Source organism: Ruegeria sp. CK3, from assembly GCF_056536565.1.
In genome coordinates, this window is record NZ_JBQFPV010000013.1 from 81,053 (window position 1) to 97,684 (window position 16,632).

Here is a 16,632-nt window from a genome sequence, read left to right on the forward strand (position 1 = left end):
TTGGATACTTGTCGGAGATCTCAAATGATTGGAATTGTTGGAATTGTTGTCATCTTTGTGATGGTGTTCGGCGGCTATCTGGCTGCGGGCGGCAAGATGACGATTATCATGAAATCCCTGCCGTTTGAGATGATGATGATCGGCGGCTCCGCTGTTGGTGCCTTTTTGATCAGCAACGATATGGGTGGGATCAAACATACGATCAAAGACATGGGCAAGGTCTTCAAGGGGGCAAAATGGAAACCCGAAGACTACCGTGACCTTCTGTGCCTTCTATTCTCTTTGATCCGCATCGCACGCGCAAACCCGGTCGAGGTTGAACAGCACATTGAAGACCCCGAGAACTCGAGTCTGTTTTCCGTCTACCCGAAAATCCAGTCCGACAAGGAAGCCGTGGACCTGATCTGCGACACGATGCGCTCGGCTGCGCTGAACTATGATGACCCCCATCAGGTCGAAGAAGTTCTGGATAAACGGATGGAGGCCAATTTTCATCACGCCATGCATTCCAGCCATGCGCTGCAAACCGTCGCCGACGGCTTGCCCGCCCTCGGGATTGTCGCCGCCGTTCTGGGCGTGATCAAAACGATGGGGTCAATCGACCAGCCGCCTGAGGTTCTGGGCAAGCTGATCGGGGGAGCTCTGGTCGGGACATTCCTGGGAGTATTTCTGGCTTATGGCCTGGTGGGTCCCTTTGCAGGCAAACTGAAAACCGTCGTGGAAGAAGACAATCACTTCTACCAGTTGATCAAAGAGGTTTTGGTCGCCAACCTGCACAACCACAATGCCGCCATGTGCATCGAAGTCGGCCGCCAGAACACACCAACCCACAACCGGCCCGGTTTCTCGGAACTTGAGGATGCTCTCAAGGAACTCAAACAGGCGGCGGCATGAAAGGCCTAGCTCTCTTCACGTCGATCCTGATCGCAGTGGCAACATCGGCCACTGCTGAAACGCTGGTTGTCCGGTCAGGAGAACATGACAGCCATACCCGCCTCGTCGTAAAGGTTCCGCCGGGCACCGGATGGGTTCTTGCGCGCCGAAAAAACGGGGCGAGGCTGACCGTTTTAATCGACGACGTCCTCTTTCAGACAGAAGGCGTTTTTGGAAGGCTGACATCAAATCGCTTGTCAGCCCTTTCTCAATCGGAACCAGGTGCCGCACTTGATTTAGAGTTTGGCTGCGACTGCGTGGCCACGGCCTTTCTGTTTCAACAATCAATGATCGTCGTGGATATTTCGCAAGGCACTTTGCTTCCGCCTTTGACTGCCAACATCCCTTTGCCACCGTCTCTGCCGCCGTCGGGAGTAGAAGATCCGCCTGAACCCTTAGTCTTGCCGCTTTTGACGCTGAACCAACAGGGCTTCAAAGATCAACTCTCAGCCAGGCTACTGCAAGGTGCCGACCGAGAGGTCCTTGACCTGGACCTGGCCGCCATTGGCCCCCGCACATCAACACCTCCGAACAACACGAACGTGCTGCCGAATTTTGCAGCGAATATGAAAGTCTCAACGATTGTGGACGAGTTGGAAGGTCTACTTGGCCCCAATATCCCTCAAATTGAAAAACGTCCCGCTTGCATCAGCAGCGCTCGGCTGGGGTTCGACACATGGTCCGACGCGCGCCCGTTTGACGAACAGATCGCCGATCTGCGCTCTGGCTTGTATCAGGAGTTTGACCGCGTGGACACCAATCTGGCGTTCAAGCTAGCGAAACTCTACGCTTATTTCGGGTTCGGAGCAGAAGCTGTCTCCACGCTTGCTCTGGTTGAAGACCATCCCGAAGAGCAAAGCTGGGTGCAAGCCATAGCTGGGCTTGTGGATCACCGTAAGCCCGCAGAAGATAGTCCGTTTCGGGGCCTTCAGCGCTGTAGTAGCGATGCGGCTCTCTGGTCACTACTCAGCATGCAAACGCTGAGCCCGGATGCCGATCTGGGCGCGATCGAGCAATCTTTCTACAGCCTTCCCCGACATTTGCGCCGCAGTTTGGGCCCAAGACTGTCATCGATTTTGGTCGAAGCAGATAAGTTGGAGGCGGCGCGGCGGGTGATGCGTTCCGTTGACCGCGTTGAAACGGAGGAACAACCCAGCGTTGCCAAGGCTCAGATCGCTCAGGCCGCAGGCGACTCTGAGGTGGCCGATGCCATCTTGGAAGAGGTGATTTCTACGCCGGAAACCGCAACAGATTCCCCTCTGGCCTTGGCGCGCTTGATCGAGAAACGCTGGGCAGAGCGGGGGGCGGTATCCCCGCAGGACGTTGCCCTCGCCGCAGCCTACGCGTTGGAGTTTCGTGGATCTGAAACCGGACCAATGATGCAGCACGCACATATTGTCGCGTTGAGTTTGAACACTGAATTCGATGCAGCCTACGATCTGATCCAAGGCCTGCCCGAGGGTGTTGATCGGGCGGATGTCCTAAACCGTCACATACATCTTCTGAAAGAAAGGTCAAACGATGTAGCCTTTCTGAAACAGGTACTGACCCTGTCCGAAAGCGACTCGAAGGCTTTGACAACGCAAGCCGCTATTGCGGTGTCAGATCGGTTGGGCGCTTTAGGATTTGCGGCTCAAAGCTCTGCCTTTGCAAACCGGACGCATGACACGACGGATCGATCCCAACGCGCCCGATTGCGCGCGCGCGCGGCACTGTTGGACCAAAAACCGCACAAAGCGATGCTGGAACTTTCCGATGATGCTTCAGCGGCCGCCGATACCCTGCGCGTTCAGGCCCTGGCGGCGATCGGTGATCTGAGCGCGACAGCAGACTTGTACCGAGACCTCGGTGAAACCAAGGTTGCGAACCGGTATTTCTGGTTGGCTGGATTGCCCGAAAATATTGAGCCTGAAAGTCGATTTGCGGACCTAGCCGAGATATCAGAGAAACTCGCCTCACCGCCTCGTCGCCTTCTTGGGACGCCTCTGGCAGACGCCAATAGCTTACTGGCCGACAGTGAGGAGACCCGAACGCATATTGCCGACCTTTTCGGTTTGCTCTCCGATCCTGAGCACGCGCCCAATGAGGGGGCAGATCCCAACCAATGACACCAAAAGTCTAGCGCACATTCCGATAATTTATTTTCACTCTATTAGCTTAGTTCCCCTTAGTGCGACGCTGAATAAATATCTTGATGAAAATTCTGACGGGACTTCGCGCGTTCCTTCGACCGTTTGCCACAAAGAAACATGACCGACTTTACACCGCCGTCCAAGGAAGTGGGCGACGTGCTGAGACGTTCCGAAAACAAGACTTTCCCAAAAGCGCCTCGGCACAAGACATTTTGCTTTCCGAGCCTGTGCATGGTTCACGGCTTGGAAAATGAGGTAAAGACCGATGTCTAAACTTGTTTATCTCTGAGCCGTTGCTCTCGCCGTGACCGGCATCTACTGGGTTGGAACCCTGAGCCTACATCTTGTGCGATTTGGGATATGGGTCTCAGGCGCGCTTAGTCGTTCTGAAAAAGAATGAACATCGGCGGTCTGCGAAACCTACGAAAAACGCAATTGCACCCCATGACGATACTCAGCGAAAACAAGATTCCAGATCACGATAGAAAAGCGCTCTGCCCCTCAAGTATTGCGAAGGATAGAGCGCCAACAAGACACCTGATCAGTAAGGCGCCTCGACATCGTTCATCGAGACGTAGACGGTTTTCATCTCGCTGAAATGGTTGATGGCGAGCTTCGAGTTCTCGCGACCGACACCCGACATCTTGGAGCCGCCAAACGGCGCCTCAACCGGGGCGAGGTTGTAGGTGTTGATGTAGCAAGTCCCGGCCTCGAACTCGGCGACGATGCGATGGGCGCGGGTCAGGTCGTTGGTGAAGACCCCAGCCGCGAGACCGAATTCAGTGTCATTGGCGCGGGCCAAGACTTCTTCTTCGGTGTCGAAATCCAGAACGGACATGACCGGGCCAAAGATCTCTTCGCGGGCGATGGTCATGTCGTCGGTGACATCGGCGAACACGGTGGGTTGCATATAGAACCCCTCGCCCTCGATCCGTTCTCCTCCATAAACCAGACGCGCGCCTTCGGCTTTGCCCTTTTCCACATAGCCCAGCGCGATGTTCATCTGATTTTCGCTGACCATGGGGCCAAAGTTGACCTCTTCATCCAGCGGATCGCCGATCTTGGTGGTGGCCAGACGTTCGGACAGGCGGGTCAGAAACGCCTCTTTGATACCTTTTTGCACGAACACGCGTGTGCCGTTCGAACAGACCTGACCCGAGGAATAGAAATTGCCCAGAATCGCGCCCGAGACCGCGTTTTCGATATCGGCGTCATCAAACACGATCATGGGGGATTTGCCGCCCAACTCCATGGTCACGTGCTTCATGCCTTCGGCGGCTGCGGCATAAACCTTGCGGCCGGTCGGCACCGAGCCGGTCAGCGACACTTTGGCGGCGCGCGCATCAGTCACCAGCGATGCGCCTACATCGCCATAGCCCTGAATCACGTTGTAAATGCCTTTGGGTGCGCCTGCCTCGATCAGGATCTCGGCCACTTTTAACGCAGAGAGCGGGGTCGTTTCAGACGGTTTGAACACCATCGTATTTCCGCAGGCCAACGCCGGCGCGCCCTTCCAACAGGCGATCTGGGTTGGGTAGTTCCACGCGCCGATCCCGACGCAAACGCCCAGCGCCTCGCGGATGGTGTAGACGAAATCGCCACCGCCTAGAGGGATGTGTTCACCGGTCAGGGATGCGGCCAGCCCTCCGAAATACTCCAGCGCATCCGCGCCCGAGGTCGCGTCGGCCACCAGCGTCTCTTGCAGGGGTTTGCCGGTGTCATGTGTTTCCAGAACCGAGAGGTCGTGATTGCGGTCGCGCATGATGTCTGCGGCGCGGCGCAGAACGCGGCCTCTTTCGGTGCCCGACATGGCCGCCCATTCCGCTTGCGCCGCCTTTGCACTGTTCAGAGCCTGATCAACGATCTCGGGCGTGGCTGAATACAGCCGGGCAATGACCTCACCCGTTGCGGGGTAGATCACATCAATCGGCGCGCCGTTGGTGTCTTCGACATATGCGCCATTGATGAAATGGCTCGCCTTGGGCTGAAATTTCATGCCGGGTTCCTTTTCCGAAGCAATTTCCCAAGCGTGTATCTTTTGTTGATTGGTCAGTCAATGAAACTGAATCACGGCAAACTCCCGCTGATGTGAATCGCCGTGCCCTTGAAAAAAACAGTTAATGTTCTATTTATGTTCCACATAGTCAGAGGAACATTCCGATGTCTTATCACGCCCGAAATCAGGCCCTGAACGGCCCTTCGAACGACTACCACCTGCTGCCCGTGACTGACCGGCAGATGCGCTATGCCCGCGCCATCGCCGAGCAGACCGCACTGGAAATCCCGGTTGAGGCGCAGCGGGACCGCAAGTCCATGTCGGCTTGGATATCGGCCCACAAGCCCGAGGATCCATCGCCCTTTGCCAACTACCCGACCGGCAAACAGGTCGCCTTTGCTGAACGGATATCGCGCAGCAAACGTCGCCCGATCCCGTCCGATTGCTTTCGCGACAAGCAGTTGATGTCGCTTTGGATCGACCAGAATAAATAGAGCCAAGATCGTTTTGCGTTTGATTTGAATCGCAATGCGCTGCCTCTCCCGGCGGTCGAATGCGCATTTCGATGGCTAAGCCTTAGGTAAAACGCAAAACGATTTAATGCGCGTGGTTTCGCGAATAGAGCGACACGGCTGCCGCAACGAACATGCCCAAGAGAATATAGCCTGTTACGGCCTCGGACACGGCCAAGCCGCGGCAAAGGCCTGTGGGGCTCATGTCGCCATACCCAACCGTCGTGAAGGTGACATATGAGAAATACAGGATATCGGCAGGGCCTTCCGCCCCGAGAACGCAATTGTCGTTGTAGCCAAAGGCCCCATAGACGGCAGCAAACAGGAACGGCACGACCTGAATGAAAGAAACACCCATCAGGAACAACAACCTGCGCGGCGATTTCACCTGGGTCATGTAGTACCACGACTGCGACACCAACCAGATCAGCAACGCGACCGAGGCAATGGTGCCGATCGTGTCCCCAGCGGTGGTCTCACTCAACCGCGACAGGCCGAACCATGCCAGGAAACTGGCCAGCACCAACCCAGCAGCGGCTAGAAAGGTCGATTTCCATTCCGCCAGAGTTGTCGGTTTGCGGGTCATTGAAACTCCATCACAGCAATCCGGCGACAATCATCGGGATTCCCCGCCGACCTGCAAGCGGAATTCAGACGCTGCCCAGATGTTCATCGCCACGCGCGCGGGCCAGGAGGATCTGTTTCTGCCGCTCGCGGAACCGCATCTTGTCGGCCTCCGACGTCTCATCCACGCAGAGATGGCAAGACACGCCATGTTCATATTCCGGGCGCTTCACATCTTCGGGCAGGATCGGGCGGCGGCACCCGTGGCACAAGTTATGCGGCCCCTCGACCAGACCGTGGCCAACCGACACACGATTGTCGAAGACGAAACACTCGCCCTGCCAGGTGCTGTCCTCAGCGGGCATTTCTTCGAGATAGCGTAGGATGCCACCTTTAAGGTGATAGACATCCTCGACCCCCTGCCCCAGCAGAAAATTGGTGGATTTCTCGCAGCGGATACCACCAGTGCAGAACATCGCGACACGCTTATTGTGGAATCGGTCCTTGTTCTGCTCCCACCAGTCGGGAAATTCGCGGAAGCTGGCAGTTTCAGGGTCTATTGCGCCCTCAAACGTGCCAATCGCCACCTCATAGTCGTTGCGCGTGTCGATCACGACCACATCGTCCGAGCGGATCAGATCATTCCATTCCTCGGGTTCGACATAGTTGCCGACGCGGGCGCGCGGATCGACATCCGGCTGGCCCATGGTCACGATCTCTTTCTTCAGACGCACCTTCATCTTGCCAAAAGGCGGATGGTCGGCGGTGGCCTCTTTCCACTCCAGATCGGCACAGCCCGGCAGGGCCTTGATATGCGCCAGAACGGCGTCGATCCCGGAGCGCGGGCCAGCAATCGTGCCGTTGATCCCCTCTTGCGCCAGCAACAGGGTGCCTTTGACCGATTGCGCGCGGCACAGGTCCAACAGCGGCGCGCGCAGGGCGGCGTGATCAGCGAAACGGGTGAAGTGGTAGAGGGCAGCGATCGTATACATGCGCGCGGTCTAAACCTGACAGCGCAGAGTCGCAAGGGATCGGATTGACGCCCCCGGAACCGCGCCGTACCGATAAACCAAAGGAGAGATTGCCATGACCCATGCCCTGCTTGTCATCGACGTCCAGAACGATTTCTGCCCCGGCGGCGCGCTGGCCGTGGCCGGAGGGGATCAGATCGTTGCCCCGATCAACGCAATGATGGACAGGTTCGACGCCGTCATCTTGACGCAGGACTGGCACCCGGCGGGGCATTCTTCATTCGCCAGTTCGCATGCGGGCAAGGCCCCCTTTGAAATGACCCAGATGCCTTATGGCCCGCAGGTTCTGTGGCCCGACCATTGCGTGCAAGGCACCGATGGCGCGGGTTTTCACCCGGATTTGCGCACGGATGGAGACCTGATCATCCGCAAAGGGTTTCGCAGCGCCATCGACAGTTATTCGGCGTTTTTCGAGAATGATCAGGCGACGCCGACCGGGTTGAAAGGGTATCTGGACACGCGCGGCATTTCGAAACTGACCCTCGTGGGGCTCGCGACCGATTTCTGTGTTCACTATTCGGCCGTTGATGCCGCGAAGCTCGGCTTCGACGTCACGGTTGTGCAAAGCGCCTGCCGTGCGATTGACATGGATGGTTCACTGGCTGCTGCGCAACAGGCTATGCAGGCCGCCGGAGTTACTCTGGCCGACTAAGGCGCGGCACCCGTTTCTGCGAGATACTTAAGCACCGCGAACAGAATCACCGCCACTCCAAGACCAACACCAATCCGCCCTTTTGCGGTCATGCGTTTGGGCCCGTCAGGCTGTGGCACCGGAGGACGCTGAACGGGAATAACCCGGACAAGCCCATCAACCGCCTCGGCGCGGCGAATGTGCCCGAGGAATTGCCGAAGATCGAACTCACCACAATATTCCCCCCGCACACCGCGGCTTTTGATGTTGTCGAACAGGGTGCGCAGTATCCGGGTTCGGTCGGGCAGGTCTTCGGTTGGAAACTTGTCCGGTACGATACCACTGACATGGGAATCGAGATCAAACCCCGCGTCCTGGAACATCATACGAATCCCTGGGGAAGCCCCTCGCAACGCGTCAGAGGTCTTCACATCTCTGAACCGCGCACAGACCTGAGCCGGAACATCCCCTTCCGCCGGTCTTACAACCATATCAAAATCGTACAGCAAACTCATTAACAACCATCAGTTTTGTCTTTCCATCCCACCCCATCACTAATTGGTGAAAACAACGGACAATAAGCCCGCATTGTGACGCCAAACGGGCATTGTCACCGAATCAGCGACTCTTGCCATTCACCGTGCTGATTGATCTAACAACGGAAATTGCAGGAGTTCCCCATGGTCGACATCGCGACCCGTGTCTACAATCACAAATGGAAGATCGACCCGATTGTGCGGTCTTTGATCGACACGGATTTCTACAAACTGCTGATGTGCCAGTCAGTGTTTCGCAACAAGCCCCAAACAGATGTCGCGTTTTCCCTGATCAACCGCTCGAATCACGTGCCGCTGGCCCATTTGATTGACGAAGGTGAGCTGCGGGAACAGCTGGATCACATCCGTTCGCTCAGCCTCAGCCGGGGGGAAAGCACGTGGCTGCGGGGCAATATGTTCTATGGCAAAAGGCAGATGTTCCGTTCGGATTTCATGGAGTGGTTCGAGAATATGCGCCTGCCACCCTACCATCTGGAACGTAAAGGCGACCAATACGAACTGACCTTCGAAGGCAAATGGCATGAGGTCATGCTGTGGGAGATCCCGGCGCTCGCGGTGCTGATGGAGCTACGCTCGCGCGCGGTGCTGAACCACATGCGTCGGTTCGAACTTCAGGTGCTCTATGCCCGTGCGATGACGCGTGTGTGGGAAAAGATCGAACAGCTGGGTTCTATCGACGGGCTTGGGATCGCAGATTTTGGCACCCGGAGGCGGCATTCCTTCTTATGGCAGGATTGGTGCGTGCAAGCCATGATCGAGGGGCTGGGCAAGTCGTTCACCGGCACCTCGAACTGCCTGATCGCCATGCGGCGCGAGGTTGAGGCTATTGGCACCAACGCGCATGAACTGCCCATGGTCTATTCTGCCCTTGCAGACTCAGATGAGGCGCTAGCGCAGGCCCCCTACGACGTCCTCAGCGACTGGCATGACGAACATGAAGGCAATCTGCGCATCATCCTGCCTGACACCTATGGCACCAAAGGGTTTCTGGATCACGCCCCGGACTGGCTGGCCGGATGGACGGGCATCCGCATCGACAGCGGCGATCCCGCCGCCGGTGCCGAGATTGCGATCGACTGGTGGACGTCTCGTGGCGAGGACCCTAAGCAGAAGCGAATCATCTTCTCGGACGGTTTGGACGTCGACAAGATCAAAGAGCTGCACAGTCAGTTCTCAGAGCGCACCAATATCTCTTTTGGCTGGGGCACGCTGCTGACCAACGACTTCCGCGGCCTTGTTCCAGATGACGCGCTGGCGCCGTTCTCGCTGGTTTGCAAGGCGGTTTCGGCGAATGGGCGTCCGACGGTCAAACTGTCGGACAACCCGGAAAAGGCCATGGGACCCGCCGACGAAATTGAGCGCTACAAGCGGGTGTTCGGCGTTGGCGCGCAGAAACCGATCGAGGTGATCGTCTAGCCGTGTAAGGCAGCCACCGTCTTGAGTTGCGAAAAGCCATAGAGCGACTCGAACCCTTTTTCGCGACCGTGTCCGGATTTCCCGACCCCTCCGAACGGCAGCTCTACGCCTCCGCCGGCGCCGTAATTGTTAATGAACACCTGCCCCGAACGGAGGCGCTTGGCCAATCGCATCTGCCGCGCCCCGTCGCGCGTCCAGATGCTGGCGACCAATCCATAGTCGGTGCTATTGGCTATGGTTAGAGCCTGTTCTTCGGTCTCAAACGGGATCAAGACCTGCACTGGACCAAAGATCTCTTCCCGGGCCAGAGCGTGATCGGCAGGCACTTCAGCGAAGAGCGTCGGGCGCACATAAGCGCCTGCCTCGGGTGCGTCGGGTTCGATCTGTCCCTGCCCGGCAATCGCTAAATCCGCGCCTTTGGACAAGAACCCGGAAACAATTGCCTTCTGCCGGTCCGAGATCAGCGGCCCCACGCGCAGGTCATCCAACGCAGGCCCAACGGTCAGTTGCGCGTAGGCCTCGGCCATTTGCTCCTTGACCTTCTCATACAAACCACGCTGCACCAGAATGCGTGACGAGGCCGAACAGGTTTGTCCCGCGTTCTGAATGCCCGCATTGACTAAGAACGGCAGCGCCGCCTCTAGATCAGCGTCGTCGAACACCAATTGCGGAGACTTTCCGCCCAACTCCAGCGTCACCGGAACCACATTTTTCCCAGCCGCCTGCTGCACCAAGGCCCCCGTCGCAACCGACCCGGTGAACGAGATATGGTCAACGCCTGCGTGCCCGGACAACGCCGCGCCAGCCTCTGCCCCCAGACCGGGAACGACGTTCAGCGCCCCGGCGGGCAATCCGGCCTCAACTGCCAGATGCGCGAAGGCGAGGGCGGTCAAGCAGGCCTCTTCTGCAGGTTTCAAAACGCATGCATTTCCCATGGCCAGCGCCGCCCCGACCGAGCGTCCAATGATCTGCATCGGGTAATTCCAAGGCACGATATGCCCTGTGACGCCATGCGGCTCGCGCAGGGTGTAGACAGTGTAGCCGTCAAGATAGGGAATGGTCTCACCCATCACTTTATCCGCCGCACCTCCGTAGAATTCGCAATACCGCGCCAAAGCGATGGCATCGGCACGGGCCTGGGTCAGCGGTTTGCCCACATCCATGGCCTCAAGCCGTGCAAGGTCGTCCACCCGGTCCAGAACCAATTGTCCCAGTCTGCTCAGGATGCGCCCCCTCTCGAACGCGGGCATCCGACCCCAGTCTCCATCCAAGGCTAGTCGCGCGGCAGCGACACCCGCGTCGATATCGGCCTGTTGACCACGTGCAATCTGGCAGAGTTCCGACCCGTCCGAAGGGTTCACAAGCGGCAAGTATTCCCCCGCTTCTGGCGTTTTCCACTCCCCGCCGATCAGGCATTGGCTGGGGTCGAACCAAATCGGGTTGGTCATTGGGAACTCCTGTATTTAGGCTCTAAAATAGAGAATATCATGCGATTTTGCGCCCGATCTCGGGCAATTGCGGCGCGGCAGAGATCAGCTTGCGGGTATAGGGGTGACCGGGATTGGCAAAGACATCCTCGGTCTCGCCCTGTTCGACGATTTTCCCGGCCTGCATCACCATCACCCGATCCGTGATCGTGCGCACAACGCTCAGATCGTGGCTGATGAACAAATAGGTCAGATCGTAGGCCGCGCACAATTCCGCCAAAAGATCGAGGATCTGCGCCCGGACCGACACATCGAGGGCCGAGACCGCCTCATCAAACAGGATCAGTTCTGGGCGAATGATCAACGCGCGGGCGATAGCAATGCGTTGCCGCTGCCCACCCGAGAATTCGTGGATGTATTTCCCGGCATCATCCGGGCTGAGGCCGACAGCGCGCAGCATTTCGGCGATCCTGTCCTGACGCTCGGATCCGGTCGGAGGGGCTTCCAGCAGGTGAAACGGCTCTGTGATCAACCGCGCGACGCGGTGGCGCGGGTTGAAGCTGCCATAGGGGTCTTGGAACACGACCTGCATCTTCCGACGGACGTCGAGATTTGGCTTGTGGCCCGAGAAAACGGGCACGCCATCCAGCCGGATTTCGCCGGATTGGACCTCCTCTAGGCCCAAAATAGCCCGTGTTAGGGTCGATTTTCCACATCCTGACTCTCCGACCAGACCCAGACGCTCTCCGCGGTTGAGGGTGAAGCTGACCGTGTCTACCGCCCGCATGTAGGCGGGCTTTGTGAACAGTCCCGTGCGCGGTAGGCGATAGTCACGGACCACGTCGGTGACCTCAAGCAAGGGCTTTTGTTCCGGCGTCTCAGGCAGAGCAACTTGATGGTTCGAGGCGTCAAACAGCATCCGTGTATAGGGGTGCTGCATGTTTTGAAGCAGATGGTCGGTTGCGCCGCTTTCGACAACTTCGCCCCGGCGCATGACCACGATCTGATCCGCCATATCGGCCACCACGGCCAGATCATGAGTGATCATCAGAAGCCCCATGTCATATTCGCGCACCAGCCCCTCCAGCAGGTCCATTATTTGGGCCTGGGTGGTCACGTCTAGGGCTGTCGTGGGCTCATCCGCGATTAGCAACCTGGGCCTGAGTGCAATCGCCATCGCGATGACCACACGCTGACGCTGGCCACCCGACAGCTCATGCGGGTAGCGGGACAGAGGGAAACGCTCAGGAGGCAAGCCAACACGACTCAGAACCTCTTGCGCGCGGGCCTCAGCTTGCGCGCGGGGCATTGCTTTGTGGATCAGGATGGTCTCCATCACCTGATCGCCGATGGTTTTGACCGGGTTCAGGGCGGTCATCGGTTCCTGAAACACCATTCCGATCGACGCGCCACGAAGGGCGCACATTTCTGTCTCGGGCAGATGCAGAACCTCCTGCCCGTCCAGATGTATCGATCCGTCGGTGCGCGCTCCGTTTGGCATCAGTTGCATGACGGCCAACGCAGTCATGGACTTGCCCGAGCCGCTCTCACCCGTGACCGCCACGATCTGACCGGGCGCGATGGTCAGACTGACTTGCTTCAGGATCTCGGCCCCGTGAATGGCCAGAGACAGATTTTCGATCCGCAACAGGTTCATGCCCGCGCCACCCGAATGCGGGGGTCCAGCCAGTCGCGCAGACCGTCACCCAGCAAGTTTAATCCCAGCACCGTCACAATGATTGCCAAACCCGGAATTAGAGCCAAATGCGGGGCAAAACTGACCATTGTCTGAGCATCAGCCAGCATCCGGCCCCAGCTTGGCGTGGGTGGTTGCGCGCCGAGACCGACGTAACTCAGCCCCGCCTCGGCCAAGATTCCGAGGCTGAACTGGATGGTTCCCTGAACGATCAGCAGGTTTGCGACATTGGGCAGGATATGCTCCGCCGAGATCCGTGCAGCTCCCTTACCCGAGACACGGGCGGCGAGGATGAACTCACGCTCCCACAGGGACAGGGCCGCGCCGCGCGTGATGCGGGCGAAGACGGGGATGTTGAAGATGCCGATTGCGATGATCGCGTTGATCGCACCCGCGCCGAAGACGGCGGTGATCAGGATTGCGATGACCAGCGAGGGGAAGGCAAATACCAGATCGTTGCCGCGCATGATCACTTCATCCTGCCAAGCCCCCTTGCGCGCAGCCGCCGTCAGGCCCAGGGGCACGCCCAACGCCATACCGATCCCCACCGCCACCAACGCAACGGCGATGGACGTGCGCGCGCCGACCATGATCATCGAGAACATGTCGCGCCCGAAGTGATCGGTGCCTAACCAATGCTGCGCGTTGGGCGGTTGCAGTTTCGCGGGAATGTCCAGAACAGCGTGGTCATAGGGCGTCCAGACAAAGGACACCAATGCGGCCAGCAGAATCAATGACGACAGCGCCGCCCCAAGGATCAGGTTGCGGCTCATGTCCGGCTCCTCAGCCGTGGGTCCACGGCGGCATAAGCCAGATCGACCAGAAAGTTCACGGTGATAACGGCGAAGACGAGTAGCATCACCACGGATTCCACCACGATCAGGTCACGGGCTGAGATTGCCTGAAACACCAACCGCCCGAGGCCGGGCAAGTAGAAGACCTGCTCGATAATGATCGACCCGGCCAGCAGGAACGAAAATTGCAGCCCGATGATCGTCAGCACCGGAATCAGCGCGTTGCGCACTCCGTGTCTCCACAGCGCCTGACGGCGGGAAAGCCCCTTAGCACGGGCTGTGCGCATGAAATCCTCACCAAGTATGTCGAGCAGCGACGACCGCATCACCCGCGCCAGAATGGCCGCTTGCGGCAGCGCCAAAGCGATGGCGGGCAGGGTCAGGGAATGCAGCCCGGTCCAGAACCCTTTGTCCCAACCGGCGAACCCTCCGGCGTTGAACCAGCGGAGGTTGATGGCGAAGATCAGCACCAACATCATCGCGAACCAGAAATTCGGCACCGCAATGCCCAGTTGCGTAGCCCCCATGACCGTCAGATCGCCCGGTTTACCGCGACGGGCGGCGGCGTAGATGCCTGCTGGAAAGGCGATCAGGGTGGACAGGGTCAGCGCATATAGCGCCAGCGGCAATGACACCCATAGCCGATCCGCGATCATCTGCGACACCGGCGTGCGATAGGTGTAGGAGGTACCAAAATCGCCGACCAGCATGCCACCAATCCAATTAAAGTACCGATCAAGTTTGGACATATCCAACCCCAACTCGGCCCTCAGAGCGGCCAGCGTATCGGGCTGCGCGTTGACGCCCAGCATGAATGAGGCTGGATCGCCCGGTGCGATCTCGATCACGGCGAAGATCACCACCGAGGCAACCGCCAGGCTGATCACCAGCGAAATCAGACGTTTGAGGGCATAGCGAAGCATCAGCGCCACGTTAGGCCGGGCCGCGCTTTGGGTCCAGCACCAGTTCCATTGTCGAGAATCAGTGCGGGTCCTATCCTGAGACCATTGTTTGAAAGGAAATTGATGATGAGAATACCTGTACTTGCGGCTTTGTTTTTAGCCGCAGCGGGCGCGGCGCCCGCTCAGCAACTAGATGTGGATTTCGTGATCACCGAAGACGGGCAAGCCGCAGGATGCGCGGCCAGTATCGTCTCGGGTCTGGATCCAAACGGTGATGGCTTTCTGGCTGTGCGCACTGGACCGGGGTCAAACTATTTCCAGGTCGACCAACTGCGCAACGGCGACACAGTCCGCACTTGTGCACAACAAGGGGAATGGATCGGCGTCTACTATGGCCAGCCCCGACGCAAGGGCTGGGTTCATAGCAATTGGTTGATTGACGGGGCGGGATAGCCTCGACAGTTACTCAGCCCAGCTGATCGCGGTCAGATCAATAGCGGCTGTTGGCGCATTCTGCCACAGCCCCTGCACGCCTGCCTTGGCCACGCCGAGCTTGGCCAATTGGAACAAGTATCCGTTGACGTAGTCGCTGGAAATCAGCCGTTGTGCCTCACCCATCAGGCGGGTGCGCTCATCCGGGTCGGTTGTGGTGTTCAGCAACTCCATCAGCGCCTGAAAATCCGAGCTTTCATACTGGAAATAGTATTCGGGCCGGGCGTAGATGCCGATATCCATCGGCTCGGTGTGGCTGACGATGGTCAGGCCGAAATCCTTGCCCTTGAAGACCGACTCCAACCACTGCGCCCATTCGACATTGATGATCTCGGCCGTGATCCCGACCTCGGCCAATTGGGCGGCGATGATCTCGCCACCCCGGCGCGCATAGGACGGGGGCGGCAGATGCAGGGTGGTTTCGAACCCGTTTGCCAGACCGGCCTTGGAAAGCAGAGATTTGGCTTTTTCCGGATCATAGGCGGATTGCCCGGTCAGATCGACATAGGCCGGGTGATGCGGCGCGAAATGGGTGCCGATGGGGGTGCCATAGCCGAACATGGCTCCGTCAATGATCGCCTGACGGTCGATCGCGTGGGCCAGCGCCTGCCGAACGAGGATATCGTCAAACGGCGCCTGCTTGTTGTTCGTGGACAGGATCGTCTCTCCCTCGGTGGAGCCGACAAGCACCTGAAAGCGTGGATCGGCCTCGAACTGAGGCAGGTTCTCGGGCGCGGGGAAATTGTCGAACACATCCACATCCTCGGCCATCATGGCGGCAAAAGCGGCTGTCGGGTCTGAAATGAATTTAAACGTAGCCGTCTCTAACGCTGGCTGATCGCCCCAATAATCGGGATTGCGGTTCAGCGTAATGCTGTCGCCCTGCACCCACTCGCCAAAGGTGAAAGCCCCGGTTCCGACCGGGTTGGTCTTGATGTCGTCGATGCTGTCTGAGGCCACGATCACAGCGTCGCCCCAGGCCAAGTTGAACAGGAAGTTCCCGTTTGGCTCGGACAAGGTCACCTTAACGGTCGTCGGGTCCAACGCTTCAACGCTTTCGATGCCGGCGAACAGCGCCTTCTGCGCATTCGCACTGTCCTCGGCCATAGCGCGATCCAGGCTGAACTTGACGTCCTCGGCATCCATCGTAGTGCCATCGTGGAAGGTCACTCCATCGCGCAGCTTAAAGGTATAGACGGTGCCGTCATCGGAAATCTCCCAGCTTTCCGCCAGACCCGGCACGACCGAGCCGTCGCCCATGAAACGGGTCAGACCTTCGAAAATATTGGTGTAAACAACCGAATCAATGGCCTGCGCGGCGGCACTGGTCGGGTCCAGATGCGGTGGCTCCAGCTGCATGGCGATGGTGATGTCGGATTTCGCCAATGCCTGCGTCGCCAGCACACTGGCGCTGAGCGCCAAGACCGATCCGAAGGTTCGAAACATCTGCTTTGTCATGAAAATCTCTCCCCGTTGATGTCAACGTAGCCGCGTATTTCGGGCCTACCGGAGGCCAGTGTTCCCTTAAACCTAGGGTCATTCAAGGAAA

16 protein-coding genes are annotated in these 16,632 nt (G+C 58.3%); 7 read left to right on the top strand and 9 right to left on the bottom strand.

Translation table 11 applies throughout. The features are described 5' to 3' along the window. Window positions 1-24 precede the first annotated feature (24 nt). The 3 genes from motA (at window position 25) to ACR0C3_RS19745 (ending at window position 3,338) form a co-directional block, all read left to right on the top strand. Entirely contained in the window at window positions 25-894 is an 870-nt protein-coding gene (gene motA, locus ACR0C3_RS19735) for a flagellar motor stator protein MotA (protein WP_480760106.1), read from the top strand. Then, on the top strand, window positions 891-3,041 hold the full coding sequence (locus ACR0C3_RS19740) for a hypothetical protein (RefSeq protein WP_480760107.1): 2,151 nt from the start codon (window positions 891-893) through the stop codon (window positions 3,039-3,041). Before motA ends, ACR0C3_RS19740 begins: the two co-directional genes overlap by 4 nt. Before the next feature lie 141 nt (window positions 3,042-3,182). Continuing rightward, window positions 3,183-3,338 carry a hypothetical protein gene (locus ACR0C3_RS19745; RefSeq protein WP_480760108.1) on the top strand — a complete coding sequence of 52 codons (156 nt, stop codon included), beginning with the start codon at window positions 3,183-3,185 and terminating at the stop codon, window positions 3,336-3,338. Window positions 3,339-3,606: 268 nt separating this feature from the next. On the opposite strand, the gene betB is transcribed toward ACR0C3_RS19745, so the two are convergent. Further along, on the bottom strand, window positions 3,607-5,061 hold the full coding sequence (gene betB, locus ACR0C3_RS19750) for a betaine-aldehyde dehydrogenase (RefSeq protein WP_480760109.1): 1,455 nt from the start codon (window positions 5,059-5,061) through the stop codon (window positions 3,607-3,609). Window positions 5,062-5,225: 164 nt separating this feature from the next. Between betB and ACR0C3_RS19755 the strand changes: the two genes are divergently transcribed. Continuing rightward, on the top strand, window positions 5,226-5,555 hold the full coding sequence (locus ACR0C3_RS19755) for a hypothetical protein (protein ID WP_480760110.1): 330 nt from the start codon (window positions 5,226-5,228) through the stop codon (window positions 5,553-5,555). A gap of 103 nt (window positions 5,556-5,658) precedes the next feature. Here ACR0C3_RS19755 and ACR0C3_RS19760 read toward each other — a convergent pair whose 3' ends face one another. Next, window positions 5,659-6,159, bottom strand: coding sequence for a potassium channel family protein (locus tag ACR0C3_RS19760; RefSeq protein ID WP_170379453.1), 501 nt, complete (start codon window positions 6,157-6,159; stop codon window positions 5,659-5,661). 64 nt (window positions 6,160-6,223) lie between these two features. Continuing rightward, complete coding sequence (gene trhO / locus ACR0C3_RS19765) at window positions 6,224-7,129, bottom strand: oxygen-dependent tRNA uridine(34) hydroxylase TrhO (RefSeq protein WP_170692189.1); 906 nt, start codon at window positions 7,127-7,129, stop codon at window positions 6,224-6,226. Between the two features lie 94 nt (window positions 7,130-7,223). On the opposite strand from trhO, the gene pncA reads away from it, so the two are divergent. Next, the gene (pncA, locus tag ACR0C3_RS19770; protein WP_480760111.1) at window positions 7,224-7,820 is read left to right on the top strand and encodes a bifunctional nicotinamidase/pyrazinamidase; all 597 of its coding nucleotides are present in this window, start codon (window positions 7,224-7,226) and stop codon (window positions 7,818-7,820) included. Here pncA and ACR0C3_RS19775 read toward each other — a convergent pair. Then, the gene (locus ACR0C3_RS19775) at window positions 7,817-8,314 is read right to left on the bottom strand and encodes a hypothetical protein (RefSeq protein ID WP_480760112.1); all 498 of its coding nucleotides are present in this window, start codon (window positions 8,312-8,314) and stop codon (window positions 7,817-7,819) included. The two genes, pncA and ACR0C3_RS19775, sit on opposite strands and share 4 nt — an antisense overlap. A gap of 165 nt (window positions 8,315-8,479) precedes the next feature. On the opposite strand from ACR0C3_RS19775, the gene pncB reads away from it, so the two are divergent. Further along, window positions 8,480-9,772: a nicotinate phosphoribosyltransferase gene (pncB, locus tag ACR0C3_RS19780; RefSeq protein WP_480760113.1), complete on the top strand. Its 1,293-nt coding sequence runs from the start codon at window positions 8,480-8,482 to the stop codon at window positions 9,770-9,772. Here pncB and ACR0C3_RS19785 read toward each other — a convergent pair. Genes ACR0C3_RS19785 through ACR0C3_RS19800 form a run of 4 tightly spaced genes read right to left on the bottom strand, consistent with a single transcriptional unit; the run spans window position 9,769 to window position 14,612 of the window. After that, the gene (locus tag ACR0C3_RS19785; RefSeq protein WP_480760114.1) at window positions 9,769-11,220 is read right to left on the bottom strand and encodes an aldehyde dehydrogenase family protein; all 1,452 of its coding nucleotides are present in this window, start codon (window positions 11,218-11,220) and stop codon (window positions 9,769-9,771) included. The two genes, pncB and ACR0C3_RS19785, sit on opposite strands and share 4 nt — an antisense overlap. Before the next feature lie 37 nt (window positions 11,221-11,257). Then, on the bottom strand, window positions 11,258-12,856 hold the full coding sequence (locus tag ACR0C3_RS19790; RefSeq protein WP_480760116.1) for an ABC transporter ATP-binding protein: 1,599 nt from the start codon (window positions 12,854-12,856) through the stop codon (window positions 11,258-11,260). Further along, window positions 12,853-13,668 carry an ABC transporter permease gene (locus ACR0C3_RS19795; protein WP_480760118.1) on the bottom strand — a complete coding sequence of 272 codons (816 nt, stop codon included), beginning with the start codon at window positions 13,666-13,668 and terminating at the stop codon, window positions 12,853-12,855. The genes ACR0C3_RS19790 and ACR0C3_RS19795 overlap by 4 nt, the downstream gene beginning before the upstream one ends. Next, on the bottom strand, window positions 13,665-14,612 hold the full coding sequence (locus ACR0C3_RS19800; protein WP_170555359.1) for an ABC transporter permease: 948 nt from the start codon (window positions 14,610-14,612) through the stop codon (window positions 13,665-13,667). Before ACR0C3_RS19800 ends, ACR0C3_RS19795 begins: the two co-directional genes overlap by 4 nt. Window positions 14,613-14,717: 105 nt before the next feature. Between ACR0C3_RS19800 and ACR0C3_RS19805 the strand changes: the two genes are divergently transcribed. After that, on the top strand, window positions 14,718-15,044 hold the full coding sequence (locus tag ACR0C3_RS19805) for an SH3 domain-containing protein (protein WP_170379470.1): 327 nt from the start codon (window positions 14,718-14,720) through the stop codon (window positions 15,042-15,044). 9 nt (window positions 15,045-15,053) lie between these two features. On the opposite strand, the gene ACR0C3_RS19810 is transcribed toward ACR0C3_RS19805, so the two are convergent. Further along, window positions 15,054-16,541, bottom strand: coding sequence for an ABC transporter substrate-binding protein (locus ACR0C3_RS19810; protein ID WP_480760119.1), 1,488 nt, complete (start codon window positions 16,539-16,541; stop codon window positions 15,054-15,056). Window positions 16,542-16,632 lie beyond the last annotated feature (91 nt).